Here is a 26573-nt window from a genome sequence, read left to right as displayed (position 1 = left end):
AGGTACATCCGGTTCCTGGGTGCGCGGCCCCGTTGACGTGCGCCCCGTGCCTCCGCACGAGCAATGCCGCACGACCGAGCAATGCCGCACAGCCGCACAGCACCTTCGAGGAGACGTGAGCGTGACGAAGCCGCCGCAGGCCGGCTCCGAGGATGCCACCGCCGGGCTGCGGGCCATCCCCGAGGCCAGCGTGGCCCGGCTCGCGGTGTACCTCCGGAAGCTCGGCGAGCTGGCCGAGGAGGGCGCGGAGACGGTGTCGAGCGACGAGCTCGCCGGCGCCACCGGCGTCAACCCGGCGAAGCTCCGCAAGGACCTGTCCTACATCGGGTCCTACGGCATCCGCGGCGTCGGCTACGAGGTCGCGGCGCTGGTGCACCAGCTGGAGCGCACCCTCGGGCTCAACCACCGCCAGGCCGTCGCGCTCGTCGGCATCGGCAACCTCGGCCACGCCCTCGCCGGTTACGGCGGCTTCGGCGGTCGCGGGTTCCCGGTCGCTGCGCTCTTCGACGTCGACCCCGACCTCGTCGGCATCCACATCAACGGGATCCTCGTCGAGCACGTCCGCGAGATCCCGCGGGTGTGCGCGGACCGCGGGGTCACCATCGGCATGATCGCCACACCGGGCCAGGTCGCGCAGGGCGTCTGCGACCTGCTGGTCGAGGCGGGCGTGCGCTGCATCCTCAACTTCGCCCCCGTCGTGCTGCAGGTGCCCGACGAGGTGGAGGTCCGCAAGGTCGACCTCGCCGTCGAGCTGCAGATCCTCGCGTTCCACGTGGCACGCAAGAACCTGGCCACCGCCGCGACGGCGCCCGCGGTCAACGGGCACGCGGCGCGCGGTGTGGTGAACGGGTCGGGAGGGTTGGCCGAATGAGTGTCCTGGTGGTGGGCCTGTCGCACCGCAGCGCACCGGTGCAGGTGCTCGAGCGCGCCGCGGTCGGGGCCACGGAGGTGCCGAAGCTGCTCGACGAGCTGCTGCGCGCCCCGCACGTGTCCGAGGCGGTGCTGCTCTCCACGTGCAACCGGATCGAGGTCTACGCGGTCGTCGACGCGTTCCACGGCGGGCTCGCGGACGTCTCCGCCGTGCTCGCGCGGCACGCGGGGATGCCGCTCACCGAGCTCACCGAGCACGTCTACGTGCACTACGCCGGCTCAGCCGTGCAGCACCTGTTCGCGGTGTCCTCCGGGCTCGACTCGATGGTCGTGGGCGAGGCCCAGATCCTCGGCCAGCTGCGCACGGCCTACGCCACGGCCGACGCCGCGGGCACCGTCGGGCGCACCCTGCACGAGCTGGCCCAGCACGCGCTGCGCGTCGGCAAGCGGGTGCACGCCAGCACCGGCATCGACACCGCGGGTGCCTCGGTCGTGTCCGAGGCGCTCGCCGACGCGGCCACCGCCCTCGGCGGCGACCTCGCAGGCCGCCGCGTCGTGATCGTCGGCGCCGGGGCGATGGGCGCGCTCGCCGCCGCCCACCTGCGCCGGGCCGGTGCCGCCGACATCGTGGTGCTCAACCGCTCGGTCGAGCGCGCGGAACGGCTGGCGGAGAACACGCGCGCGCAGGGCACGCCCGCCCGGGGCGCGGGGCTCGACGCGCTCGGTGCCGAGCTGGCCGCCGCCGACCTGCTGGTCGCGTGCACGGGCGCCGTCGGCACCGTCGTCGAGCTCGAGCCGGTGGCCGCGGCCGTCGCCGAGCGCGGGGGTCGCCCGCTCGCGGTGTGCGACCTCGGCCTGCCCCGCGACGTCGACCCGGGCGTCGCCGCCCTGCCCGGCGTCTCGGTGATCGACCTGGTCGCCCTGCAGCGCAGGCTCGCCACCGGCGAGCGCGGCTCCGCCGTCGCCGCCGCCCAGGAGCTGGTGGCCGAGGAGGCCCAGGCCTACCTCGCCGCACAGCGCTCCGCCGAGGTCACCCCCACGGTCACCGCGCTGCGCAGGCGGGCGTCCGAGGTGATCGACGCCGAGCTGCTGCGCCTCGACTCGCGGCTGCCCGACATCGAGCCGGGGGTGCGCGAGGAGTTCGGTCGCAGCGTCCGCCGGGTCGTCGACAAGCTGCTGCACACGCCCACCGTGCAGGTCAAGCGGCTCGCGGAGGGCCCGGACGGCGACAGCTACGCCGCCGCGCTGCGGGCGCTGTTCGAGCTCGACCCGCAGAAGCCCGCCGCCGTGGCCGTCCAACGCAGCGGTGACGTGCTCGCCGCGCTGGAGGCCCGCACCGACACGACCGAAGGGCGGACGCCATGACGCTGCCGCTGAGGATCGGCACCCGCCCGAGCGCGCTCGCCACGGCCCAGACCGGGCTCGTCGCCGAGCGGCTGCGGGCGGCGGGCCAGGAGTGCGAGCTGGTGCAGATCAGCACCTCGGGCGACCGCTCGAGCGCACCCGTCGCCGAGCTCGGGGTCGGGGTGTTCGTGTCCGCGCTGCGGGAGGCGCTGGCGCGCGGTGACATCGACGTCGCCGTGCACTCCTACAAGGACCTGCCCACGGCGCCCGACCCGCGCCTGCACCTGGCGGCGGTCCCGCAGCGGGAGGACCCGCGCGACGCGCTCGTCGCGCGGGACGGGATGGTGCTCGGCGAGCTGCCGCCGGGCTCGCGGGTCGGTACCGGCTCCCCGCGGCGGAAGGCCCAGCTCGAGGCCCTCGGCCTCGGCCTGGAGGTCGTGCCCATCCGCGGCAACGTCGACACGCGCATCGGCAAGGTGCGCGCAGGCGAGCTCGACGGCGTGGTCGTGGCGGCCGCCGGGCTGGCCCGGCTGGGTCGGCTGGACGACGCGACGGAACTGCTCGACCCGTTGCAGATGCTCCCCGCGCCCGCACAGGGCGCACTGGCCGTCGAGTGCCGGGTTCCCATGAACGACACGGACCTGGAGCTCGCACGGTCGTTGGCCGCCGCTCTCGACGACACCGCCACCCGCGCGGCCGTCGTCGCCGAGCGCGCGGTCCTGGCCACGCTCGAGGCCGGCTGCAGCGCGCCGATCGGGGCGCTCGCCGACGTGGTGTCCGACCTGGACGACGACGGGCACGTCATCGACCAGGTCTCGCTGCGCGCGGTGGTCGGCACCACCGACGGGGCGCTGCTGCGCGCCTCCGTCACCGGAGACATGGACGACGCCGAGAAGCTCGGGGCGGCATTGGCCGCGGAGCTGCTCGACATGGGGGGCCTCGCCGCCCTCCCGAGAAACGCTGGATCGGGAGTTCCGAGATGACACCTACGCCCAACCCGGGACGGGTCGCCTTCGTGGGCAGCGGCCCCGGCGACCCCGGCCTGTTGACCGTCCGCGCGCGGGAGGCCCTCGCGGGCGCGCCGCTCGTCGTCACCGACGCGGACGTCCCGGAGCCGGTGCTGGCGCTGGTCGCCGACGGCGCCGAGGTGCGGCCCGCGGTCGGGCAGCCGTCCGACGTCGCGAAGGACCTCGTCACCGAGGCCCGCTCGGGGCGCAGCGTCACCCGGCTCGTCAGCGGTGACCCGCTGACCGTCGACTCCGTGGTGCAGGAGGCCATCGCGGTGGCCGCCGCCGACATCGCGTTCGACGTGGTCCCGGGCGTCCCGGCGGGCACCGCGGTGCCGGCCTACGCCGGGGTGCCGCTGGGTTCGGCGCACGTCGAGGCCGACGTGCGCGCCGGTGTCGACTGGCCCCGCCTCGCCGCCTCGCCGGGCACGTTCGTGCTGCACGCCACCGCGTCGCACCTGCCGGAGGTGGCCGCGTCGCTCACCGAGCACGGCGTGGCCGCGCAGACCCCGGTCGCCGTCACCTCGGGTGGCACGCACACCACCCAGAAGACGGTCCAGGGCACGCTCGCCACGGTGGCCACCGACGCCGCCGACATGGAGGGCCCGCTCGTCGTCACCGTGGGCGCCGAGGTGGGCCTGCGCGCCGAGCTGTCGTGGTGGGAGTCCCGCGCGCTGTACGGCTGGCGGGTGCTGGTGCCGCGCACCAAGGACCAGGCCGGCGCGATGAGCGACCGCCTCGCCGTGCACGGCGCCTCCGCGGAGGAGGTGCCCACCATCGCCGTCGAGCCGCCGCGCTCGCCCACGCAGATGGAGCGCGCCGTCAAGGGCCTCGTCGACGGCCGCTACCAGTGGGTGGTCTTCACCTCCACCAACGCCGTGCGCGCAGTGTGGGAGAAGTTCGCCGAGTTCGGGCTCGACGCCCGCGCGTTCTCCGGCGTGAAGATCGCCTGCGTCGGGGCGGCCACCGCGGAGAAGGTGCGCGGCTTCGGCATCAACCCCGAGCTCGTGCCGTCCATCGACGAGGCGCAGGAGTCGTCGTCCGAGGGCCTGCTGGGCATCTTCCCGCCCTACGACGACGTGCTCGACCCGGTCGACCGGGTGCTGCTCCCGCGGGCGGACATCGCCACCGAGACCCTCGCCGCAGGCCTGCGCGACCGCGGGTGGGAGATCGACGACGTCACCGCGTACCGCACGGTGCGCGCGGCGCCGCCGCCCGCCCCGATCCGCGAGGCGATCAAGACGGGTGGGTTCGACGCGGTGTGCTTCACCTCGTCGTCCACGGTGCGCAACCTCGTCGGCATCGCAGGCAAGCCGCACGCCCGCACGATCGTGGCGTGCATCGGCCCGCAGACCGCCGAGACCGCCCGCGAGTTCGGCCTGCGCGTCGACGTCCAGCCGTCGGAGGCGCGCGTGCCCGCCCTGGTGGACGCACTGGCCGCGCACGCGGCGAAGCTCCGCGCGGAGGGCGCCCTGCCCCCGCCGCGCAAGGTGAAGGCCCGCCGCCGCTAGGCCCGCGGATTGCCGCAGAGCCACTCTCACGCAACGTGCTTGCATGAGAGTGGCTCTGCTGCAATCGGGGGCGGTGAGCGCCGGTCGTAGGCTGGTCCCATGGCCTTCCCCCACCACCGGCCTCGGCGGTTGCGCACCACCCCGGCCCTGCGGCGCCTCGTCGCCGAGACCGACCTGCGGCCCCGGCACCTCGTGCTGCCGATGTTCGTCAAGGAGGGCGCCGCCGAGCCGGTGCCGGTCGCGTCGATGCCCGGTGTCGTCCAGCACACGCGCGACTCGCTGCGCAAGGCCGCGGTCGAGGCGGTGCAGGCCGGGGTCGGCGGGTTGATCCTGTTCGGCGTCCCGTCCCGCTACGACGCCACGGGCTCGGCCGCCTGCGACCCGGACGGGGTGCTGAACGTCGCGCTGCGGGACGTGCGCGCCGAGGTCGGTGACGCGACCGTGGTCATGGCCGACACCTGCCTCGACGAGTTCACCGACCACGGCCACTGCGGGGTGCTCGACGCCGAGGGCCGCGTCGACAACGACGCCACGCTGGCCGTCTACGCCGAGATGGCGGTGGCGCAGGCCGAGGCGGGGGCGCACCTGCTGGGCCCGAGCGGGATGATGGACGGCCAGGTGGGCGTGATCCGGGAGGCGCTCGACGCCGCCGGGCACGTCGACACCGGCATCCTCGCCTACACGGTGAAGTACACCTCGGCGTTCTACGGGCCGTTCCGCCAGGCCGTGGAGTCGCAGCTCGCCGGCGACCGCAAGACCTACCAGCAGGACGGCGCCAACGTGCGCGAGTCGCTGCGCGAGCTGGCGCTGGACCTCGAGGAGGGCGCCGACATGGTCATGGTCAAGCCCGCGATGGCCTACCTGGACGTGCTGCGGGCCGTGGCCGAGGTCGCGGACGTGCCCGTGGCGGCGTACCAGGTGTCGGGGGAGTACGCCATGGTCGAGGCGGCGGCCGCGAACGGGTGGATCGAGCGGGACCGCACCGTGCTGGAGACGCTCACCGCGATCCGCAGGGCCGGCGCCGACGTCGTGCTGACCTACTGGGCCACCGAGGTGGCGAGCCGTCTCGACTGATCACCTGGTCGTGAACTGCGCCGGACGTGGGGTGGGCGAGCAGATACGATCGCGCCCCACCGTGATCAGTTGGAGGTCTGCATGAGCAACGAGTCCGGGACACCCGGCGAGTACCAGCCCGGACAGCAGGGGTGGTCCGGTGGCCCCCAGCAGCAGCCGCCCTACCCGGGCGGGTACGGCCAGCAGCCCCAGCAGCAGCAGCCCCAGCAGCAACAGCCGGGCTGGGGCGGGTACCCGCAGCCGGGGCAGCAGCCCGGTGGCTACGGGCAGGCGCCCACGGGGCCGGTCGGAGGCCCGCAGGGGCGGGCCGGGAGCCCGTTGGCCGCGCTCTTCGACTTCGAGTTCAACAGCTTCGCCACGCCCGCCGTGGTGAAGATCCTCTACATCGTCGGCATGGTCCTGCTGGGCCTGTTCTACGTCGGGGCCCTGATCGGGGGCTTCACCCAGGGCGTGGGGATCGGCCTGGTCGTGCTGGTCGTCGGTGCGGTCGTCCTGCTGTTCTACCTGATCCTCTTCCGGGTCACGCTCGAGTTCTTCTACGCGATCGTCCGGATGTCGGAAGACATCCACCACAAGCGGTGACGCGCCGCGTGGACAGCCGATGACGTCGGATCTACGGTGACGCCGTGAGCACCCCGTCGGACCCGCAGCGCGGGGACCAGCAGCCGGACCAGGGCTCGGGATCCCCGGAGGCCGGGCAGGAGCCGCAGCAGCCGGGCGGCGACGCCGGTCAGCCGGGCCAGTACGGGCAGCAGCCCGCGCAACCCGGCGGCCAGGGGCAGCCCGCGCAGTACGACCCGTACGCCCAGCAGGGGCAGTACGGCGGGCAGTACGGCCAGCAGCCCGCCTACGGGCAGCAGGGCCAGCCCGGGCAGCCGCAGTACAACCCCTACGGCCAGCCGGGTCAGTACGGCCAGCAGCCCGGCCAGTACGGCCAGTACGGCCAGCAGCCAGGGCAGTACGGCGAGCAGCCGGTGTACAACCCGTACGGGCAGCCGGGTCAGTACGGCCAGCCGGGGCAGTACACGCAGCCCGGGCAGTACGGCGGTTCGCCCTACGGGGCGCAGTACGGCGGTCAGGGCTACAGCAGCCCGTACGGCGGCGCGGCCGGTCTCGACGCCGAGGACGAGCCCGTCAAGCGCCCGGGGATACTGGCCCTCTCGCTGGTACTGCTGATCCTCAGCGCGCTGCCGTTCCTCGCGACGGGGGCCCTGCTGCTCGCGGTGCCCATCGACCCGAGCATGTTCCCGCCGGGGCTCGACCTCGAGGGGCAGATGCAGGAGGTCGGGCTGACGATGGAGACGCTCGTCTCCGGGATCCGCACCATCGGCGCCGTCATGCTGGTGCTCGCCCTGCTCTACGTCCTGTTCGCCGTGCTGGCGTTCATGGGCCGCAACTGGGCCCGCATCCTGCTGACGATCATGACCGTGATCTTCACGCTGGTCATGCTGGCGGGCGCGCTCACCGGCCTGTCCGGCGACACCGGCAGCCTCCTGCTGCTCCTGGTGATCGTCGCGTGCTCGGTCGGCGGCACGATCATCCTGTTCATGCCCGACGCGAGCCGCTGGTTCCGCCGCGCCCGCGCCTGATCCCGCTCCGCGGGCCTCGGGCGCCGGATGTGAGACTGGCGGGCGTGGGTAGCTCGCCGATCCCCTCCGGTCCCGACACCGCCGACCGCACCGACGCCTCGCGGCGCCTGTTCGCGCGGGCGTCCGCTGCGATCCCGGGCGGGGTGAACTCGCCGGTGCGGGCGTTCACCTCGGTGGGCGGCACGCCCCGGTTCCTCGTCTCGGCCCGCGGCCCCTGGCTCACCGACGCCGACGGCCGGACCTACGTCGACCTCGTGAGCTCGTGGGGGCCCATGATCCTCGGGCACGCGCACCCCGCGGTGGTCGACGCCGTGCGCGCCGCCGCCGTGCACGGCCTGTCCTTCGGCGCGCCCACCCCGGCCGAGGTGGAGCTGGCCGAGGAGATCATCGGACGGGTCGGGCCCGTCGAGCAGGTGCGGCTGGTGAACTCCGGCACCGAGGCCACGATGAGCGCCATCCGGCTCGCGCGCGGCATCACCGGCCGGCGCGTGATCGTCAAGTTCGCCGGGTGCTACCACGGTCACGTCGACGCGCTGCTCGCCCAGGCCGGCTCGGGCGTGGCCACGCTGGGCCTGCCCACCAGCCCCGGCGTCACCGGCGCGCAGGCCGCCGACACCGTCGTCCTGCCCTACAACGACCTCGACGCCGTGCGCGCCGTCTTCGCCGAGCGGGGCGAGGAGATCGCCTGCGTCATCACCGAGGCCGCCGCGGGCAACATGGGTGCGATCGCGCCGCGGCCCGGCTTCAACGCGGGCCTGCGGGAGATCTGCCACGCGGCCGGCGCGCTGCTCGTGATCGACGAGGTGATGACCGGGTTCCGGGTCTCCCCGGCCGGGTGGTTCGGCATCGACGGGGTGGCGGGCGACCTCTACACGTTCGGCAAGGTCATGTCCGGTGGGCTGCCCGCCGCGGCGTTCGGCGGGTCGGCCGCGCACATGTCCCACCTCGCTCCCGCCGGGCCCGTCTACCAGGCGGGCACGCTCTCCGGGAACCCCGTCGCCGTCGCCGCCGGGCTCGCGACGCTGCGCCACGCCGACGCGGCCGTCTACGCCGCGCTCGACGCCAACGCCGCCCGGCTGGGCGGGCTGATCGGCGACGCGCTGCGGGCCGCGGGCGTGCCGCACCGCGTCCAGCTCGCGGGCAACCTGCTCTCGGTGTTCTTCACCGAGGACGAGGTGCACGACTACGCGGGCGCGCAGGCCGCGGCCACCTGGCGGTTCCCGGCCTTCTTCCACGCGCTGCTCGACCGGGGCGTCTACGCGCCGCCCAGCGCGTTCGAGGCGTGGTTCGTCTCCGCCGCGCTGGACGACGACGCCTTCCAGGCCATCGCCGACGCGCTGCCGGCCGCCGCGCAGGCGGCCGCGACGGCGACGGCTCCGGCCGAGGCCGCGCAGTGACCGGGCCGCGCACCGTCGTGCACCTGCTGCGCCACGGCGAGGTGCACAACCCCACGGGGATCCTCTACGGCCGGCTGCCCGGCTTCCACCTCTCGGACAAGGGGCGGGACCAGGCCGAGATCGTCGCCAAGGCCCTCGCCGACGTCGACGTCACCGCCGTCCTCGCCTCGCCGCTGCAGCGCGCGCAGGAGACCGCCATGCCGCTCGCCGCCGTCCACGGGCTGGAGGTGCGCACCGACGACGGGCTGCTGGAGGCGGAGAACGCCTTCGAGGGCAAGACCGTCTCCGTCGGCAGCGGTGCGCTGAGCAGCCCGCGGTACTGGCCGCTGCTGCGCGACCCGTTCACCCCGTCGTGGGGCGAGCCCTACCTGCGGATCGCGCACCGCATGCTCGCCGCCGTGCACCGCGCCCGCGAGCTGGCCGAGGGCCACGAAGCCGTGTGCGTGTCGCACCAGCTGCCCATCTGGACGCTGCGCCGGTTCGTCACCGGGCAGCGCCTGTGGCACGACCCCCGGCGCAGGCAGTGCGCCCTGGCGTCGGTGACCTCGCTGGTGTTCACCGGCACGGAGCTCACGCAGCTGCGCTACACCGAGCCGGCCGGCGCCAGCGACCCCGGCCAGACCGGCGCATGAACCGGCTGCGGGCCGCGGCCCTCGCCCTGGTCGCGCTGCTGCTGGCGGGCTGCTCGAGCACGCAGGAGGCGGTGGCCACCGGCGGGGACTTCCAGTTCGTCGCCCCCGGCGGCCAGACGACGATCTTCTACGACCCCCCGGAGAGCCGGGGCACCGTCGACGGCATCACCGGCGAGAGCCTGCTGCACGAGGGCACGACGATCGGGCTCGCCGACCACGCCGGGAAGGTCGTGGTGCTCAACATCTGGGGATCGTGGTGCGGCCCGTGCCGCGAGGAGATGCCCGACCTGCAGTTCATCGGCAACGAGACCGGGGCGGTTGTGCTCGGGCTCGACGTGCGCGACGTCCGGCAGGACGCCCTCGACTTCGTCCGCAACCGCGGCATCACCTTCGACTCGATCTTCGACCCGCCGGCCCGCGCGCTGGCCGGGCTGTCGGGCTACCCGCGCAACGTGGTCCCGTCGACGATCGTGTTCGACGAGCAGCAGCGGGTGGCGGCGGTCTACCTGACGAAGATCCGCGTGGCCGAGCTGATCCCGGTGGTGGAGCGCCTGCAGGCCGAGTCCCCCGCCGCTCCCGCCTGACCGCTGCGAGTGCGCCGCCACGATCGACTACACGTTGTAGAACCCGGTGCGGGGGCCCGTTAGCACGCGGCCTACCCTCATGGGCGATGGACCCCTCGACCGCGCTCGCCGTCTCCGGCCCGTTGCTGGTCGCGGCCGCCGTGGCCGTGCTGGCCGGGGCCGTGAGCTTCGCGTCGCCGTGCGTGGTCCCGCTCGTGCCCGGCTACCTCGCCTACCTGGCCGGCCTGGTCGGTGCCGACGCCCCGCCCGCCACGCTCGCGGAGGCCGGTGAGCGGCGCAGCGGGAAGTGGCGGGTCGCCGGGGCGGCCGTCCTGTTCGTGGCCGGCTTCACCGTGGTGTTCGGCGCGATCCTCACCGGCGTCGTCTGGCTGGCCGACGTGCTCGTGGCCAACGAGGCCGCGCTGCAGCGGGCCGGCGGCGTCGTCATGATCGTGATGGGGCTGGCGTTCGTGGGGCTGGTGCCGGTGCTGCAGCGCGAGCGCCGCGTGCACTGGGTGCCCCGTGCCGGTGTGTGGGGCGCGCCGCTCCTGGGCGCCGTGTTCGGCCTGGGCTGGGTGCCGTGCATCGGGCCGACGCTCGCGGGCGTGGTGGCGGTGGCCGCGGGCACCGGCGGCGGTTCGCTGCGCGGCGTGGTGCTGACCCTGGCCTACTGCGTCGGGCTCGGGCTGCCGTTCGTGCTGATCGCGCTCGGGGCCTCGCGGGCCGTCCGCGCACTGGGCTGGCTGCGCCGCCACACCCGCACGATCCAGATCGCGGGTGGCGTCCTCATGGTGGCCGTCGGGGTCCTGCTCGTCACCGGCGTCTGGGGTGCCCTGCTCGCCCGGATGCAGGTGTCCGTCGCCGGCTTCGTCCCGGTGCTGTAGCCGTGAGCACACCCACCGAGGCACCCGCGCCCGCGGGCCCCGACCCGCGCGCACCAGGACCCCGCCTCGCGGGGGTGCGGGCCGTGCTGCGCAACGGGTGGCGCGGGCTCACCTCGATGCGCACAGCGCTCGTCCTGCTGTTCCTGCTGGCCCTCGCGGCGCTGCCGGGGGCGCTGCTGCCGCAGCGCTCGCTCAACCAGCGGCTCGTCGACCAGTACTTCACCGACTACCCCTGGCTCGCGCCCACGCTCGACCGCCTCGGGTTCTTCGACGTCTTCGCCGCGCCGTGGTTCGCCGCGATCTACCTGCTGCTGATGGTCTCGCTGGTCGGCTGCGTGCTGCCGCGGACGCTCGACCACGCCGTGGCGCTGCGGGCCACGCCGGTCGCCACACCGCGCAATCTCGCCCGCATGCCGCACCACGCCGCGGCCACGCTCGACGTCGGCCCCGACGAGGCCACCGAGCGCGTGCGGGCCCGGCTGCGCGGGTGGCGCCGCGTCGAGCGGCCCGACGGGCCGGGGCGCACGATCTCCGCGGAGAAGGGTTACCTGCGCGAGGCCGGCAACCTGCTGTTCCACCTGAGCCTCATCGGCCTGCTGGTCGGTTTCGGCGCCGGGAAGCTGTTCGGCTACGAGGGCCAGGTCATCGTCATGTCCGGGGGTGGCCAGTTCTGCAACACCGGCATCCTCGGCTACGACTCGTTCCGCGCGGGCCTGAGCGTCGACGGCACCGGCCTCACCCCGTTCTGCGTCCGGCTCGACGACTTCGAGGCCGAGTTCCAGCCGAACGGCCAGGCCGAACGCTTCCACGGGGCGCTCTCCTACCAGAGCGCCGAGGACGTCGAGGCGGGCCGCATCGACGAGTGGAAGAGCCACGAGCTGGAGGTCAACCACCCGCTGCGGCTCGACGGTCACCGGGTCTACCTGCTCGGTCACGGGTACGCGCCGCAGTTCACCGTCACGTTCCCGGACGGGCAGCAGCGCACCGGCGGGATCCAGTGGCGACCGGTCGACCAGGCCACGCTGCTGTCCGAGGGCGCCACGAAGTTCGAGCCACCCGGGATCACCGACGAGGCGCAGCGCCGGGAGTCCCAGCTCGCGATCACCGGGCTGTTCGCCCCCACGAGCTCGGGCGGTCAGATCGTCACGTCGGTGTTCCCCGGGTTGCTCGCGCCCGAGGTCGCGGTCGACGTCCTGCGCGGTGACCTGGGCCTGGACGACGGGCGCGGCCAGTCGATCTTCCAGGTCGACCAGGGCATGGTCGAGTCGGGGGAGCTCCAGCGGGTCGCCCGCGCCAACCTCGTGCCGGGCGAGTCGCTCACCCTCGACGACGGCACCGTCGTGCGCTTCGACGGTGTGGAGGACTGGGCCTACCTGCAGGTCAGCTACGACCCGGGCCAGCAGGCCGTACTGGTCTTCTCCGTGCTCCTGCTCGCCGGGCTCGGCCTGTCGCTGACGATCCGCAGGCGCCGCTTCTGGGCCCGCCTCACCCCGGCCGACGACGGCGCCCGCACCGTCGTGGAGATCGGCGGCCTCGCCCGCACCGACCGGGCGGGCTACGGCGAGGAGTTCGACCGCATGCGCGCGGACCTGCTGGAACCGACCACCGCACGATCCGAGGAGAGCTGATGCTCGCGGAACTCGCCGTCTACAGCGACCGCCTGTTCGTGGCGGCCGCCGCGATCTACGCGTTCGCGATGCTCCTGCACGCCGTGGAGTACGCGGCCGGGCGGGCGAAGGCATCCGTGCTGGTGGGCGCAGGCGGCCCGCAGGCCGAGCCCGACACCGGCGCGGAGCCGACGCAGGCGCCCCGCCGGAGCCGGGCCGAGCGCTTCGGCCGGATGGGTGTGGCGCTGGTCGTGTTGGGCGCGCTGCTGCACGCGGCGTCGATCGTCCTGCGCGGGGTGGCCGCCGAGCGGTGGCCCATGGGCAACATGTACGAGTACATCTCGGTGATCTGCCTCGCCGCGGTGGTGACGTGGCTGGTCGTGCTGCGCCGCGCGCCGGCGTCACGCCCCGCGGGCCCGTTCGTCCTGTTGCCGGTGCTCATCCTGATGCTGCTGGCCGACTCGGTGCTCTACGCACCCGCAGGGCCGGTGGTGCCGCCGCTGCGCTCGTACTGGATGAGCATCCACGTCACCACGATCAGCATCTCCTCGGGCCTGCTGCTCGTGTCGGGTGTCGTGAGCATGCTGTACCTGCTGCGCCTCACGAGCGCGCTGCCCGCGGTCACGAGCGCGCTGCCCTCCGCCGACGCGCTCGACCGGCTCGCCTACCGCGTCACGATCGTCGCGTTCCCGCTGTTCACGTTCGCGATCATCACCGGGGCGATCTGGGCGGAGGCCGCCTGGGGACGCTTCTGGGGATGGGACCCGAAGGAGACCGTGGCCTTCGTCTCCTGGGTGATCTACGCGGCGTACCTCCACGCCCGGGCGACGGCGGGGTGGCGCACCGGTCGGGCGGCGTGGGTCAACGTCGCGGGCTTCGCTACGATGATCTTCAACCTGTTCTTCATCAACATGGTCGTCGCCGGTCTGCACTCGTACGCCGGGGTGGGCTGACACGCCGTGACGCGGTGCCACCCGACCGCGCCTCGACCGCGGGCACACATCCGACTACCGTCGGCGTCCGTGCGGGGGTTCAGCGGTCGACTCGACGGGTTCGGCGGGATGCATCGATGACAGAGCGTGAATTCGGTGACGATCGGGATTACCCGGACGGATCGGTGGGCCGTTACGTGCGGGAACGATGGGGTGCCACCCCGTCGCGGGGCGCGGCCGCACAGGTCGCCGCGTCCGACCCGCCCGCGCCGCGCCGGCAGCCGGACCTCGAGTCGGTGCCGTCCACGCCACCCGCTCCGGTCGCGCCCGACCCCGAGCAGGCGTCGCCCCGGCGTCCGGCCGGTGAGCCGGCGGGCCGCAACGGGTCCGTTCCCGACCACCTGCCGCCGGGATGGCCCGCCGCCGACGACACCGTGCCGCGCACGCCGCCGCGCGGCACGGCGCGCTGGATCGACCCGGGCGCCGTGGCCGCGCAGGAGGCCCAGCGCGCCCGCAGCGCCCACGGCGCCGGTGACGACGGGCAGCGGCCCACCGACCTGGCCACGGCCCGCGTGCTGCGCCCCACGCGCCGCCCCCCGCAGTCGGGCTGGCGCCGGTTCGTCTACGTCGCGTCCGGGCGGCTGATCAATCCCGGTGAGAGCCCGTCCGACGTGCGCCGCCGCGAGCTGACCGCCCGCGTCAACCAGCCGCTGATCGGCTGCCACAAGATCGCGATCCTCAGCCTCAAGGGTGGTGTCGGCAAGACCACGGTGACGGCCACGCTGGGCGCCACGTTCGCCTCGCAGCGCGGCGACCGCGTGGTGGCGGTGGACGCGAACCCGGACCGCGGCACGCTGAGCCAGAAGATCCCGCTGGAGACCAGCGCCACGGTGCGCAACCTGCTGCGCGACGCGCAGCGCGTGCGCCGCTACACCGACGTGCGCGCCTACACCTCGCAAGGCCCGTCGCGCCTGGAGGTGCTGGCGAGCGAGCAGGACCCGGCCGTGTCGGAGGCGTTCAGCGAGGACGACTACCGGCGCACCGTCACGCTGCTGGAGCACTTCTACAACATCGTGCTCACCGACTGCGGCACCGGCCTCATGCACTCCGCGATGTACGGCGTGCTCGGGCTCGCCGATCAGCTGATCATCGTGTCGTCCGGGTCGATCGACGGTGCGCGCAGCGCCTCGGCCACGATGGACTGGCTCGACGCCCACGGCCACGGTGACCTGGTGCGCAACTCGGTCGCGGTGATCAACTGCGTGCACCGCTCGGCGGGCGGCGTGGACCTGGCCAAGGTGGGCGAGCACTTCGCGGCGCGGTGCCGCACCGTGGTGCGGGTGCCGTTCGACGCACACCTCGAGGAGGGTGCGGAGGTCGACCTCGACCGCCTGGAACCCCGTACGCGCCTGGCGCTGCTGGAGCTCGCGGCGGCCGTGGCCGACGCGTTCGAGGGTGTGCCTGCCTGAGGCCCACCCCGGGCCGCCCGGTCAGGGGCTGGGCGGCTCGTCGCGCTTGCGCACCTTCTCGTCGAGCTGACGCAGGAAGTCGGGGTCGTCGTCGGGGCCGCTGACCCGGGACGGCCGGGTCGGGCGGACCACAGGGCGTTGCCGCTGCGGCTGCGGGAACTCGACGGCGCCGGAGTTCATCGCCTTCCACAGCACCAGAGCGATGATCGCGGCGCCGACGAATGCGATGAGGAAAAGCATTGTCGAACCACCTCCGACGCCGAGGTTAGCCGAGGACGTGCGGCGTCGGGGTGAAGTCCGGCCCGGTGCTGTGAGCGGAGGCGGGTCAGGGACGGGCGGGCGGCAGCGTGGCCTCGCTCGTGAGGTCGGCCAGCATGCTGCGCACCTCGGACTCGCGGAAGCGCCGGTGGCCGCCCGGTGTGCGGATCGACCCGATCCGGCCGGCGGACGCCCACCGCGTGACGGTCTTGGGGTCGACCCGGAAGAGGGCAGCAACCTCACCGGGGGTGAGCAGTCGCTCGGTGCTGCCGGCGTGGACCGTGGTCGACATCCATGACCTCCCAGAACGAGGATGTTTCCGGGCCATCGTGACACCTGGGACCCCGGGTACTCGAACGGTTGTCCGGAGGTAAAGGGCTCTTCAAGGACGAACCGGACACAGCTGGCAGGGCTGCGGAGACCGGTCCGGCGGTCGCGGTCGTACCCTCGGTGCATGTCCTCGCCCACTCCGAGCACCGGGCAGCCGGGGCTGGCCGCCACCGTCGCGCTCTACACCGGCGCCCGCGTGGCGCTGGTCGCCCTGGTGGCGGCACTGCTGCTCCTGGCGGGGGTGCCACTGCTCCTCGCCCTGCTCATCGCGTTGATCGTCGCGCTTCCGCTGTCGATGGTCCTGTTCCGCGACCTGCGCAGCCGGCTGGACGGCGCGCTGGCCGTGGCCCGCGAGCGGCGCGCGCAGGAACGGGAGGCGTTGCGCTCCCGGCTGCGTGGCGACGCGCCTGCGGACGCCGGACCGCCCACCGCGTCAGACGAACCGGCCGACCGCGAGTCCGACCGCGGTCAACACTGACCAGGCGAGCAGCAGCACCCCGGTCTGGGCCAGCACGCGGATCAACGCGGTGCCCTCGACGCCGCGCAGGACGTCGCGCACGGGCACCACGGCGAACGGCACCGCGAGCAGCGCGAGCAGCATCGGCCAGCTGCGCACCCCGGCGCCCGCCGACAGCAGGAACGGCAGCAGCATCAGCGCCGCGTACAGGCGGCGGGTGTCGCGGTCGCCCAGGAACACCGCGAGCGTCCGCTTGCCCACGGCGGTGTCGGTGGGGATGTCGCGCAGGTTGTTGGCCACCAGCACGGCGCTGGTGAGCATGCCGACGCCGATCGCGGCGACCACGGCGAGCGCCCCCGGCGGGCCGCTCTGCGTGTACACCGTGCCGAGCACGCCGACGAGCCCGTAGAACACGAACACCGCGATCTCGCCGAGGCCGAGGTACCCGTAGGGGTGCGAGCCCCCCGTGTAGAACCACGCGGCGGCGATGCAGGCGACCCCCACCGCGATCAGCCACCACTGCTGGGTCAGCGAGACCAGGGTCAGCCCGGCCAGCCCGGCGACCGCGAGGCTGGCGAGCGCCGCCGCGCGCACGGTGGACGGCGCCGCGAGGCGGGAGCCCACCAGCCGCAGCGGCCCCACCCGTTCGTCGTCCGTGCCGCGGATGCCGTCGGAGTAGTCGTTGGCGTAGTTGACGCCGATCATCAGCGACACCGCGACGACGAGCGCCAGCACCGCCCGGCCGGGAGCGACGACACCCTGGCCGATCGCCGCTCCGGTGCCGGCGATGACGGGGGAGAGGGCGGTCGGCAGGGTGCGCGGTCGTGCACCCTCCACCCACTGCGCGAGCGTGGCCACGCATGAACGTTATCCCGCGCCCGCGTCCCCCTCGCCGGGAGTCCGGCCCGCGGAGGGCGATCCGCGTGCACCCAGAGCCCGACTCGCGGGGAGAGGGGGGCGTTCCCCCCGCGAGTCGGGGTCTCGGTGCACGCGTCTCCCGCGTCGGGTGCTCACGGCCGGGCACAGGTCGTGGCCTGCTCCAGGTCGGGGACCGCCGCGGCCTCGAGGTACTGGTCGGCGCCGATCCGCAGCCAGCGCCCGGCACCGGTGTCCAGCACGCACTCCACCGGGACGGCGGCGTCCTCCGCCGCGATCCCGACGACCTCGGCGGCGGCATCGGGGGCGGCGAGCACGTCGGTGTCGTCGTCGACCCGGGACAGCCGCTCGGCACCCGTCCACAGGTAGTCCACGGTGACCCAGGCGTTGTCCCGCAGGCCGAGGGCGTCCCAGAACAGGCCGTCTCCCAGGTCGATGCCCGCCGGGTTCGCCACCCGGCGGCCGTACTGGTCGCGCCCGCCGTTGTAGCCGTCCTGGTGCGCGGCCTGCGCCTGCGGCACCCCCCGGGGCAGGTCGCGCCACTCCTGGCGCCGCGAGGGCGGGTTCCAGTAGTCGTCGCGGGTGTTCCACGGTCCGACGTCCCAGACCGGGGCGAAGGCGCAGCGGCCGGTCGGCGCGCACACCTCCACCGAGTAGTCGCTGCTGCCGCGGGGCGCGAGCGCGCGGCGCGAGGGCAGCGCGGCGAAGTGGTCCCGGGGGCGGATGACGTGCCCGTTCGCGGTGGTGCCGCCGACGAGCCCCTCGCGCGTGGCGAACACGCGGTAGGACAGCGCCTCCGCCGCCTGCCCGCTCTCGGCGCGACCGGGCGGTGCCGGGTGGGCGGTGAGCGTCACCGACCGGACGACGGGCCCGGCCGCCGGGTCACCCGCGAGGACGAGCCTGCCCTGCACCTCGGTGGCGGCGACCGGGAGCTCCACCGCCTGCCCGCCCCCGTCCGGGGTGGCGGGGACCCACTCGGTCCAGCCGCCGCTGCTGCGCCGGGCGCGGACGTCCACGGTGGCGGTGGCGCCGGGCGGTACCTCGGCGTCGATCCTCGCGACGACCCGGTCCGCGGTGCGCTGCAGCCGCTGCGCCGGGAAGGTCAGCAGGCCGGTGGGCCGGACCGCCGCCTCCGGCGTGGCCCGGTCCTCGGCGCCGCCCTCGGTGGCGGCCGGGAAGGCGGTGGCCGGGTCGAGGCGGGCCGACGTGGCGTCGACGGCGACGCCCGCGGCCTCGCCCGTCCGCAGGTCCGCGGTCCACGAGGGCGGCGGGTCGGCGGCCGCGGCCGGCGCCGCCGCGCCGAGGGCGAGGCTGCCCGCGAGGCCCAGGACCGCGGTCGCCGTTCCCCACCTCATGCCCCGTGCCCCCTGGTGCCGCTGTGACGGGAGTACCTGTCCGGGATGCAGCAGAACGGATGAGGCGCGCGGGGTCAATGAGCGCAGGGTGAGCGCCACGAAGAGGTGTAGTCCGAAGTCATCCGTCCCGGTGGTGTGGCCGGGTGAGGATCTGGGCAGTGGCGGCGCGGTCGGGTTTGCCGATGCCCCGCAGCGGGATCGCGGCCACGGCGCGCAGGATCCGGGGCACGGCGGCACGGCCGAGCTCCGCCCGGACCGCGGCGCGCAGCCGCTCGGCCAGCACGGGATCCAGCGCCGGGTCGGGCGGGCGGCCCGGCGCGCCGCCCTCCGGGACGACGGCGGCCGCCACGAGCCGGCCCCACTCGCGGTCCGGGAGCCCGACGACGCACGCGGCGGCCACGCCTGCCTGGGCGGCCAGCACGCGTTCCACGGCGGCCGGGGCGACCTTCTCCCCGCCCGTGACGATCACGTCGTCGGCCCGCCCCAGCACCTCGAGGCGGCCGTCCCGCCAGCGTCCGAGGTCGCTCGTGCGGAACCACCCGCCCGCGAACGCCGCGGCGGTGAGCGCGGGCGCGTCGAGGTAGCCGTCGGCGAGCGTGGCACCGCCCAGCAGGATGCGGCCGTCCGCGTCCAGCGCGACGCGCACGCCGTCGAGGGGGCGTCCGTCGTAGACGCAGCCGCCCGCCGTCTCGCTCATCCCGTAGGTCGTGACGACCGCGACGCCCGCCGCACCGGCGCGGGCGCGCAGCGACGGGGTGAGTGCGGCCCCGCCGACCAGCACGGCGTCGTAGCCGCGCAGCGCGTCGAGGGCGGCGCCGCCCGCGTCGAGGATCCGGCCGAGCTGGGTGGGCACGAGGCTCGTGCTGCGCCGTCCGGTGCCGAGCTGCCGCGTCGCGGCCGCGAACGCCTCCGGCCGGAACCCGTCGCGCAGGTCCTGCACGACGGGCGGGGCGCCCGCGAGCAGGGACCGGACCACCACCTGCACCCCGGCGACGTGCTGCGCGGGCAGCGCGAGCAGCCAGCGGCCCGACCCGCCGAGCCGCGCCGCGGTGGCCAGCGCGGACGCCCGCAGCGCCGCGGCGGAGAGCACCACGTGCTTGGCGACGCCCGTCGAGCCGGAGGTGGCGATCACGAGCGCCGTGCCGGGCCCGGGATCGGCGGTGGGGACCGGCTCCCCCGGCCCGAGCGGGAGTACGGCAGGGCCGCCCTCGAGCGCCGCCCGGACGGCCGCGACGAGCGCGCGGGCCGACGCGGGCGAGCCGTCGACGGTCACGACCCGCAGGGTCACCGCCCGGTCCTGCTCGCGCTCGGGCCCCGACCCGCGGGGGTCAGTAGTGCCACGGGTAGGCCGTCCAGTCGGGGTCGCGCTTCTGCAGGAACGCGTCGCGACCCTCGACGGCCTCGTCGGTCATGTACGCCAGCCGCGTGGCCTCGCCGGCGAACAGCTGCTGCCCGACCAGCCCGTCGTCGATCAGGTTGAAGGCGTACTTGAGCATCCGCTGGGCCGTCGGCGACTTGCCGTTGACCTCCCTCGCCCACTCGAGGGCGACCTTCTCCAGGTCGGCGTGCGGGACGACCGCGTTGACGGTGCCCATCCGGTGCGCCTCCTGCGCGGAGTACTCGCGTCCGAGGAAGAAGATCTCGCGGGCGATCTTCTGGCCCACCTGCCGCGCGAGGTACGCCGAACCGAAGCCGCCGTCGAAGGAGCCGACGTCGGCGTCGGTCTGCTTGAAACGGCCGTGCTCGGCGCTGGCGAGGGTCATGTCGCAGACGACGTGCAGCGAGTGCCCGCCCCCCGCGGCCCACCCCGGCACGACCGCGATCACGACCTTCGGCATGAACCGGATGAGCCGCTGGCACTCGAGGACGTGCAGCCGCCCGGCGCGCGCCGGGTCGACGGTCTCGGCGGTCTCGCCGGACGCGTACTGGTAGCCGGTGCGCCCGCGGATCCGCTGGTCGCCACCCGAGCAGAAGGCCCAGCCGCCGTCCTTGGGCGAGGGCCCGTTGCCGGTGAGCAGCACGCAGCCGACGTCGGGGGTCTGACGGGCGTGGTCGAGCGCGCGGTACAGCTCGTCGACGGTGCCGGGCCGGAACGCGTTGCGCACCTCCGGCCGGTCGAACGCGATCCGCACGGCGCCGGTGTCGACGGCCCGGTGGTAGGTGATGTCGGCGAAGTCGAACCCCTCGACCGGCCGCCACGCGGCGGGGTCGAACAGCTCCGACGGGGCAGCGGTGTCCACGGGGTCGGAGCCTATGCGGGGCCCGCGCCCGGGCGCGGCCGGTCCTCTCCGACCTCGCCCACGTCCTCGCCCACGTCCTCGCCCGCCGGGCGCGGCAGCAGCCGTTCGGCCGCCCGGCCCGACCACTGCACCAGCACGAGCGTGGCGTCGTCGCGCAGCGAGGCGCCGCGGTGCTCGCGCACGGCGTGGGCGAGCCTGCGCAGCGTCTCCGGGGCGGGGAGGCCGTCGGCCGCCGCGCGCTCGGCGAGCGCGATCAGCCGGTCGGTGCCGAACTCCTCGCCGTCGGCGTCGCGGGCCTCCTCCACGCCGTCGCTGTAGAGGAGCACCAGGTCGCCCGGCTCCAGGAGCTCCTCGGCCGGTTCGGCGGTCTGCGGTGCGAGCGACGCGAGGCGCCCGAGTGGCATGCGCCGCGCGCCCTCCAGCGTGCGTACGGCCCGACCGGCCCGGACCAGCACCGGGGCCGGGTGCCCGGCGACGAGGTAGCGCAGCCGCCCCGTCCCGACGTCGAGCCGGGCCAGCACGCCGGTGACGAAGCGGTGGTCGCTGAACTGCTCGGTCAGGGCGGCGTCGACGCGCTCGGCCATGCCCGCGAGGTCGTGGTGCTCACGGCGGGCGGTCCGCGACGCCGCGAGCGCGACGGAGGTGGTGAGGCCCGCGCTCAGGTCGTGGCCGGACGAGTCGAAGATCGCGAAGTACGCCTCCGTGGCCCCGACCGAGTAGTCGAAGGCGTCCCCGCTGACGTCGTAGGCGGGCTCGAGCACGGCGGCGAGCGCCAGCGAGTCGGTGGCGACGGTCAGCGGAGGCAGCAGCTGCCACAGCAGCTCCCCCGCCACCGACATCGGCTGCCGGCGCCGCGTCGTCACCAGCAGGTCGCTCTGCGCGAGCTTGGAGGCGAGGACGTGGGCGAGGGTGCCGCTGAAGACCACCACCCGCTCGCGCAGCCGGGGGCCGGCTTCCGGGGCGTCCGGCGCGAGGAGCACCCGGAGCAGGCCGAGCCGCTCGACGCCGTCGACCAGCGGGACCCAGAGCACGCGGTGGCCGTCCGCGTCGTGCGCCTCGAGCACCGTGCCCAGCTGGTAGGCCCGGCCCGGAACCGTGGAGTCGACCCGGTCCGGGGACCCGGCGCCGGGGCGCAGCGGCCGGAGCTCGAGCTGCTCGTGGTCGACGAGGTACAGCTCGGGACGCAGCCGCAGCGGGGCGAGGACCTCGTCGAGGGCGGTCGCGATCGTGTCGCCGGTGAGTAGGTGGGAGCGCTCCAGCAGCGCCACGAGCGCCCGCTGCCACTGCGCGTCGAGCCCGCTCACCGGAGTGCGCGGTGGCGCATCGCGGTTCGCCTCCTCGTTCCGCCGCCCGTCGACCCGATCTCCGGTCCCGGCTACCCCGGCAGCGCCGCGTCCACGCCTCGACGCCCGCTGACCTCCCGGGGCCAGTCTCGCGGACGACCCGTTTCAGGGGCGGCGCTTCGGTGACCCCGGGCGAGCGACATCGCCGATTCCCAGAGGAGTACGGATGTTCCTCCACCGCCAGGAACTGCAGTTCAAGTCCACGCCGGACAAGCCGGATGCCGTCTACGCCCGCAAGCTGCAGGAAGTGCTCGGGGGCCAGTACGGCGAGATCACCGTGGCGATGCAGTACATGTTCCAGGGCTGGAACATGCACCTGCCCGGCAAGTACCGCGACCTGGTGTTCGGGATCGCGTCCGAGGAGATCGGGCACGTCGAGATGCTGGCGACGATGATCGCCCAGCTGCTGGAGAAGGCGCCGCTGGGCATCACGAGCGACGCCGTGCAGGACGACCCGACGGTGGCCGCGATCGTCGGCGGCACCGACGTGCAGCACGCGATCGTCGCCGGTGCGGGCGCGCGCCCCGTCGACAGCAACGGCAACCCGTGGCAGGGCTCCTACATCACCGCCAGCGGCAACCTGCTGGCCGACTTCACGGCCAACGCCAACGCGGAGATGCAGGGCCGCATCCAGGTGGCCCGGCTCTACCACATGACCGACGACGCCGGCGTGCGCGACCTGCTGTCGTTCCTGCTCGCCCGCGACAACATGCACCAGAACCAGTGGATCGCCGCGGCCCGGGAGCTGCAGGAGGAGGGCTACGAGACGCTCCCGACCCCGAGCAACTTCCCGCTGTCGAAGGAGTACCAGCCGGTGTCCTACCAGTACCAGAACTTCAGCGACGGCAAGGCGGCCGCCGAGGGCAGCTGGGCCGCCGGTCCGACGCCCGACGGCAAGGGCGAGTTCAGCTACCACGACGGCCCGACGACGACGGCGCCGATGCCCCCGCCCACGCGTCCGGACGCGCGCATGTACGGCACCACCGACGTCCCGAACCCGGTGGAGAAGGCGGCGGGCACCGCGCAGGACAAGCTCCACAAGGAGTGACGGCACCGCCGAACGGCACTTCCGTCGACCGGTGACGGGCCGGCTCGCGGCCCTGCCAGCCGTCTGAGGCCCGTCCGCACACACTTCCCGCCCCCGGCACACATGTCCGGGCGTCTGTGCGGAGTCGTGCAGGTGTGTGCGGCGGGTCGCAGCGTTGCGGAGGCGCGCGCGTCCCCGTCCGTCCTCGGCGGGCCGTGGGTCGTCAGGCGGTTGGGCGCTCCAGCGTCACCAGCAGCCCGTCCACCCCGCCCGGGCCGATCCGGCCCTTCACCTCGGTGGAGGTGATCGCCTTCAGCTGCCAGCCCTGTTGCGCCTCGTCGTTCAGCAGCTTCTCCAGCTTGTCGGCCGAGAGCTTCCCGCCGATCATGCTCTCGCGCAGCTGCAGCACCCGGTACTCGTATCTGGCCATGGGACCAGGTTGCCATGATCCGCTGGCAGTATCGGCGGGGTGCAGACCCTCGCGAAGGGCGCGAACGCGCCGCTCCCGCCCGGTCCGGTCGCGGTGCGCGTCTCGGCGGGTGCCGCGGTAGACGTCTCCGCGCTGCTGGTCACGGCGTCCGGCATGGTGCGTGGCGACGCCGACTTCGTCTTCTACAACCAGCCGGAGGCACCCGGCGTCCGGTACCGCCCGGACGGCGTGGACGTCGAGCCCGCGGCCGTGGAGCCGGCGGTCGAGAAGGTCGTCGTCACGGCGAGCCTCGACACCGGGACGTTCGGCACCCTCGGGCCGCTGCGCCTGGACGTCGCCGTGGGCGGCGTGCCGGTGGCCGTGTTCGAGCCCGGTGGCCTCGGCGCCGAGACGGCACTGCTGTGCGTCGAGGTCTACCGTCGCGGCCAGCAGTGGAAGGTGCGCGCGGTCGGGCAGGGCTACGCGTCCGGGCTGGCGGGCATCGCCACCGACTTCGGCATCACCGTCGAGGACGAACCGGTGCCCGTGCCGACGCCGAAGGTCACGCTCGACAAGGGGAGGGTGTCGCTCGAGAAGCGCCAGACCGTCTCCCTCACCAAGGGCGGTGCCCCGGCGCTGCGGCGCGTCGCGATGGGGCTGGGCTGGGACCCGGCGGCGCGCGGGCGCAGCGTCGACCTGGACGCCTCGGCGATCCTCGTCGGCACCGACGGGCGCAAGGCCGACGCCGTCTGGTTCATGAGCAAGCAGGCCCTCGACGGGCGGGTGCAGCACTCCGGGGACAACCTCACCGGGCACGGCGCGGGCGACGACGAGACGATCACCGTCGACCTGGAGGGGCTGCCGGGCTCGGTCGCGGCGATCGTGTTCGTCGTCAACTCCTTCCAGGGCCAGGAGTTCACGGCCGTGGCCGGGGCCTACTGCCGGCTGGTCGACCTCGCCTCCGGGGCCGAGCTCGTCCGGTTCGACCTCACCGAGTCGGCGCCGCGCACCGGCGTGGTGATGAGCGTCCTGCGCCGCGCGGGCGCGGCGTGGGAGATGACCGCGATCGGCGAGTTCCACGACGGCCGCAGCGCGCGGTCGATGTTCGGCGTGGCGGAGGAGGTCGTGCGGGGGCTCACCTGATCCCCGCGTCACCCCCACCTGATCCATCGATCAGTGCGCATTGATTGACGGGTCGTGTCCCGGGTGCCACGGTCGGGAGATCCCTCCCTCACCGTCGAGAGGATCATGATGGCGACCGCGAACAAGGTGAGCGTGATCCCCTGCGGAGCGATGACGGCCGACCTGACCTGGCTGTTGCTCAAGCCGGGGCGCTCGATCACCGACCGCAACCACAAGGACGGCCCGGCGCCGTGGGTCGACGTCCCCACGCACTGCGTCCTCGTGGAGACCGACGAGGGCAAGCTGCTGTGGGACACGAGCTGCCCGCGTGACTGGGAGGAGCGCTGGGGGCCGACCGGCCTGCAGGACTTCTTCCCGTACGACAACGTGAGCGACGAGGAGTACCTCGACTCCCGGCTCCACCAGATGGGCGTGGGCCTCGACGAGATCGACTACGTCGTCCTGTCGCACCTGCACTTCGACCACGCGGGCAACGCGCAGATGTTCAAGAACACCGGCGCGAAGCTCGTGTGCCACCAGCGGGAGAAGGACTTCGCGTTCGGGTTCGACGGGCTGTTCACCGGCGCGCACCTCAAGACCGACTACGAGGGCCTGGAGTTCCAGACCGTCAGCGGGGACACCGAGTTCCTGCCCGGCGTCACGCTGATCGAGACGCCCGGCCACACCGTCGGCACGATGTCGATGCAGGTGGACCTGCCCGACTCCGGCACGATGATCTTCACGTCCGACGCCGTCTACATGGGTGAGAGCTACGGGCCGCCCGCCACGCCCGCCGCGATCGTCAACAACCTCGAGGACTTCTACGCGTCCGTGGAGAAGCTGCGCGGCGTCCAGGAGCGGACCGACGCCACGATGGTGTTCGGCCACGACGCCGAGCAGATCCACCAGCTGCGGGTCGCGCCGGAGGGCTCCTACACATGACCGGGGTCGATCTCACCGAGGAGACCATCTTCACGTGGGGCGCGCCGCCGCTGAAGTTCGGCGCGGGCGCCTCCGACGAGGTCGGTTTCGAGATGTCCGGGTACGGCGTGCGGCGGGTGCTGATCGTCACCGATCCGGGGATCCACGCCATCGGCATCCCGGAGCGCATCGCCGACAACCTCCGGCGCTACGAGATCGAGTCGGAGATCTTCGACGGGGTGCACGTCGAGCCCACCGACGACTCGATGAACAAGGCCACCGAGTACGCCCGCGCCCAGGGGCCGTGGGACGGGTTCGTGGCCGTCGGCGGCGGCTCGGCGATCGACACCGCCAAGGCCATCAACCTGCTCACCAGCCACCCCGGCGAGCTGATGGACTACATCAACAAGCCGATCGGGGCCGCGAAGACACCGCCCGGGCAGCTCAAGCCGCTCGTCGCGATCCCGACGACGGCAGGCACCGGCTCGGAGTCCACCGCGATGTGCGTGCTGGACATCCTGTCGATGAAGGTCAAGACCGGGATCAGCCACTGGCGGCTGCGGCCCACGCTCGCCGTGATCGACCCGCTGCTGACCATGTCGCTGCCGCCCGAGGTCACGGCGGCGTCCGGGATGGACATCGTCTGCCACGCGCTGGAGTCCTACACAGCGCGCTGGTACACCACCTTCGACCGGAAGAAGCCCGAGGAACGGGTCACCTACTGCGGGTCGAACCCGGTGTCGGACCTGTGGTGCGAGAAGTCCATGGCGCTGCTCGCGCAGTCGTTCCGGGACGCCGTGCACCGCGGCGCCGACGACGTGGAGGCGCGGTCGAACATGATGATGGCCGCCACGTTCGCGGGCATGGGCTTCGGCAACTCCGGCGTGCACATCCCGCACGCCAACGCCTACCCGATCGCGGGGATGGTGAAGGACTACCGGCCCGCCGGCTACCCGCAGGAGGAGCCGATGGTGCCGCACGGCCAGTCCGTGTCGCTGACGGCGCCGGAGGCGTTCCGGTTCTCCTTCGACAGCGCCCCCGAGCGGCACCTGAAGGCCGCCCAGATGCTCGATCCGCGCGCGGACACGGTGAACGACCCGCGTGAGCAGCTCCCGTCGGTTCTGGTGTCGCTGATGCGCGACATCGGGATCCCGAACGGCATCGGCGGCGTCGGCTACACCGAGGCCGACGTGCCCGACCTGGTCCCCGGCACGATGAAGCAGCAGCGGTTGCTCGCCACGTGCCCGCGGACGCCCACCGAGGACGACATCGCCGACATCCTCACGAAGTCCGTCGAGAACTGGTGACCCCGTGAGTGGAGACGAGTGCTCGGGCACTCGTCTCCACCCACGACCC

At 74.0% G+C, this 26573-nt stretch carries 27 protein-coding genes; 19 read left to right on the top strand and 8 right to left on the bottom strand.

Features of this window, described 5'->3' with window-relative positions; genetic code table 11:
• Window positions 1–121 precede the first annotated feature (121 nt).
• From FB558_RS11760 to FB558_RS11695, 14 genes are all read left to right on the top strand, one after another.
• Window positions 122–871, top strand: a complete 750-nt coding sequence (locus tag FB558_RS11760) for a redox-sensing transcriptional repressor Rex (RefSeq protein ID WP_246106372.1) — start codon at window positions 122–124, stop codon at window positions 869–871.
• A complete protein-coding gene (locus FB558_RS11755; RefSeq protein WP_142051653.1) occupies window positions 868–2235 on the top strand; it encodes a glutamyl-tRNA reductase in 1368 nt (455 codons plus the stop codon). The genes FB558_RS11760 and FB558_RS11755 overlap by 4 nt, the downstream gene beginning before the upstream one ends.
• Complete coding sequence (hemC, locus tag FB558_RS11750; protein WP_142051650.1) at window positions 2232–3197, top strand: hydroxymethylbilane synthase; 966 nt, start codon at window positions 2232–2234, stop codon at window positions 3195–3197. Before FB558_RS11755 ends, hemC begins: the two co-directional genes overlap by 4 nt.
• Window positions 3194–4732 carry a bifunctional uroporphyrinogen-III C-methyltransferase/uroporphyrinogen-III synthase gene (locus FB558_RS11745; RefSeq protein WP_142051647.1) on the top strand — a complete coding sequence of 513 codons (1539 nt, stop codon included), beginning with the start codon at window positions 3194–3196 and terminating at the stop codon, window positions 4730–4732. Before hemC ends, FB558_RS11745 begins: the two co-directional genes overlap by 4 nt.
• A gap of 99 nt (window positions 4733–4831) precedes the next feature.
• Window positions 4832–5806 (top strand): porphobilinogen synthase, encoded by a 975-nt coding sequence (gene hemB / locus FB558_RS11740; protein ID WP_142051644.1) that lies wholly within the window; start codon window positions 4832–4834, stop codon window positions 5804–5806.
• Window positions 5807–5887: 81 nt separating this feature from the next.
• On the top strand, window positions 5888–6388 hold the full coding sequence (locus FB558_RS11735) for a DUF4282 domain-containing protein (protein ID WP_142051641.1): 501 nt from the start codon (window positions 5888–5890) through the stop codon (window positions 6386–6388).
• A gap of 44 nt (window positions 6389–6432) precedes the next feature.
• Window positions 6433–7395, top strand: a complete 963-nt coding sequence (locus FB558_RS43900) for a hypothetical protein (protein WP_211366310.1) — start codon at window positions 6433–6435, stop codon at window positions 7393–7395.
• Between the two features lie 59 nt (window positions 7396–7454).
• Window positions 7455–8792 (top strand): glutamate-1-semialdehyde 2,1-aminomutase, encoded by a 1338-nt coding sequence (gene hemL, locus FB558_RS11725; RefSeq protein ID WP_142054025.1) that lies wholly within the window; start codon window positions 7455–7457, stop codon window positions 8790–8792.
• Window positions 8789–9424 carry a histidine phosphatase family protein gene (locus FB558_RS11720; RefSeq protein WP_142051638.1) on the top strand — a complete coding sequence of 212 codons (636 nt, stop codon included), beginning with the start codon at window positions 8789–8791 and terminating at the stop codon, window positions 9422–9424. The genes hemL and FB558_RS11720 overlap by 4 nt, the downstream gene beginning before the upstream one ends.
• The gene (locus FB558_RS11715) at window positions 9421–10008 is read left to right on the top strand and encodes a TlpA family protein disulfide reductase (RefSeq protein WP_142051635.1); all 588 of its coding nucleotides are present in this window, start codon (window positions 9421–9423) and stop codon (window positions 10006–10008) included. Before FB558_RS11720 ends, FB558_RS11715 begins: the two co-directional genes overlap by 4 nt.
• A gap of 86 nt (window positions 10009–10094) precedes the next feature.
• A complete protein-coding gene (locus FB558_RS11710; RefSeq protein WP_142051632.1) occupies window positions 10095–10871 on the top strand; it encodes a cytochrome c biogenesis CcdA family protein in 777 nt (258 codons plus the stop codon).
• Window positions 10872–10987: 116 nt separating this feature from the next.
• Window positions 10988–12499 carry a cytochrome c biogenesis protein ResB gene (gene resB / locus FB558_RS11705; RefSeq protein WP_142054023.1) on the top strand — a complete coding sequence of 504 codons (1512 nt, stop codon included), beginning with the start codon at window positions 10988–10990 and terminating at the stop codon, window positions 12497–12499.
• Complete coding sequence (gene ccsB / locus FB558_RS11700) at window positions 12499–13431, top strand: c-type cytochrome biogenesis protein CcsB (protein WP_425467990.1); 933 nt, start codon at window positions 12499–12501, stop codon at window positions 13429–13431. The genes resB and ccsB overlap by 1 nt, the downstream gene beginning before the upstream one ends.
• 116 nt (window positions 13432–13547) lie before the next feature.
• Window positions 13548–14879, top strand: a complete 1332-nt coding sequence (locus FB558_RS11695) for a MinD/ParA family ATP-binding protein (protein WP_142051625.1) — start codon at window positions 13548–13550, stop codon at window positions 14877–14879.
• A gap of 21 nt (window positions 14880–14900) precedes the next feature.
• On the opposite strand, the gene FB558_RS11690 is transcribed toward FB558_RS11695, so the two are convergent.
• Complete coding sequence (locus FB558_RS11690; protein ID WP_142051622.1) at window positions 14901–15119, bottom strand: hypothetical protein; 219 nt, start codon at window positions 15117–15119, stop codon at window positions 14901–14903.
• An 85-nt stretch (window positions 15120–15204) separates the two neighbouring features.
• Complete coding sequence (locus FB558_RS11685; protein WP_094926410.1) at window positions 15205–15429, bottom strand: BldC family transcriptional regulator; 225 nt, start codon at window positions 15427–15429, stop codon at window positions 15205–15207.
• Between the two features lie 162 nt (window positions 15430–15591).
• Between FB558_RS11685 and FB558_RS11680 the strand changes: the two genes are divergently transcribed.
• Window positions 15592–15945 carry a DUF4229 domain-containing protein gene (locus FB558_RS11680; protein ID WP_142051619.1) on the top strand — a complete coding sequence of 118 codons (354 nt, stop codon included), beginning with the start codon at window positions 15592–15594 and terminating at the stop codon, window positions 15943–15945.
• Here FB558_RS11680 and FB558_RS11675 read toward each other — a convergent pair.
• From FB558_RS11675 to FB558_RS11655, 5 genes are all read right to left on the bottom strand, one after another.
• Window positions 15901–16782, bottom strand: coding sequence for a 1,4-dihydroxy-2-naphthoate polyprenyltransferase (locus FB558_RS11675; RefSeq protein WP_142051616.1), 882 nt, complete (start codon window positions 16780–16782; stop codon window positions 15901–15903). The two genes, FB558_RS11680 and FB558_RS11675, sit on opposite strands and share 45 nt — an antisense overlap.
• 152 nt (window positions 16783–16934) lie before the next feature.
• Entirely contained in the window at window positions 16935–18155 is a 1221-nt protein-coding gene (locus FB558_RS11670; protein ID WP_142051613.1) for a hypothetical protein, read from the bottom strand.
• A gap of 118 nt (window positions 18156–18273) precedes the next feature.
• A complete protein-coding gene (gene menE / locus FB558_RS11665) occupies window positions 18274–19437 on the bottom strand; it encodes an o-succinylbenzoate--CoA ligase (protein WP_142054021.1) in 1164 nt (387 codons plus the stop codon).
• 46 nt (window positions 19438–19483) lie between these two features.
• Window positions 19484–20395, bottom strand: a complete 912-nt coding sequence (locus FB558_RS11660; protein WP_142051609.1) for a 1,4-dihydroxy-2-naphthoyl-CoA synthase — start codon at window positions 20393–20395, stop codon at window positions 19484–19486.
• A gap of 11 nt (window positions 20396–20406) precedes the next feature.
• A complete protein-coding gene (locus FB558_RS11655; RefSeq protein WP_142051606.1) occupies window positions 20407–21699 on the bottom strand; it encodes a PP2C family protein-serine/threonine phosphatase in 1293 nt (430 codons plus the stop codon).
• Window positions 21700–21904: 205 nt separating this feature from the next.
• Between FB558_RS11655 and FB558_RS11650 the strand changes: the two genes are divergently transcribed.
• Entirely contained in the window at window positions 21905–22786 is an 882-nt protein-coding gene (locus FB558_RS11650) for a manganese catalase (protein WP_142051603.1), read from the top strand.
• 202 nt (window positions 22787–22988) lie between these two features.
• Here the strand turns inward: FB558_RS11650 and FB558_RS11645 are convergent, their stop codons facing one another.
• The gene (locus tag FB558_RS11645; RefSeq protein WP_142051600.1) at window positions 22989–23195 is read right to left on the bottom strand and encodes a DUF4177 domain-containing protein; all 207 of its coding nucleotides are present in this window, start codon (window positions 23193–23195) and stop codon (window positions 22989–22991) included.
• 39 nt (window positions 23196–23234) lie between these two features.
• On the opposite strand from FB558_RS11645, the gene FB558_RS11640 reads away from it, so the two are divergent.
• From FB558_RS11640 to FB558_RS11630, 3 genes are all read left to right on the top strand, one after another.
• Window positions 23235–24317, top strand: a complete 1083-nt coding sequence (locus tag FB558_RS11640) for a TerD family protein (protein ID WP_142051597.1) — start codon at window positions 23235–23237, stop codon at window positions 24315–24317.
• A 105-nt stretch (window positions 24318–24422) separates the two neighbouring features.
• Entirely contained in the window at window positions 24423–25238 is an 816-nt protein-coding gene (locus FB558_RS11635; RefSeq protein ID WP_246106370.1) for an N-acyl homoserine lactonase family protein, read from the top strand.
• The gene (locus FB558_RS11630) at window positions 25235–26524 is read left to right on the top strand and encodes a hydroxyacid-oxoacid transhydrogenase (protein ID WP_142051595.1); all 1290 of its coding nucleotides are present in this window, start codon (window positions 25235–25237) and stop codon (window positions 26522–26524) included. Before FB558_RS11635 ends, FB558_RS11630 begins: the two co-directional genes overlap by 4 nt.
• Window positions 26525–26573: the final 49 nt, after the last annotated feature.

Origin of the sequence: Pseudonocardia kunmingensis (assembly GCF_006716445.1) — a bacterium.
Lineage (GTDB): Bacteria > Actinomycetota > Actinomycetes > Mycobacteriales > Pseudonocardiaceae > Pseudonocardia > Pseudonocardia kunmingensis.
Note: the sequence above shows the minus strand (reverse complement) of the source record. Positions and strands in the feature narration are given on the sequence as shown.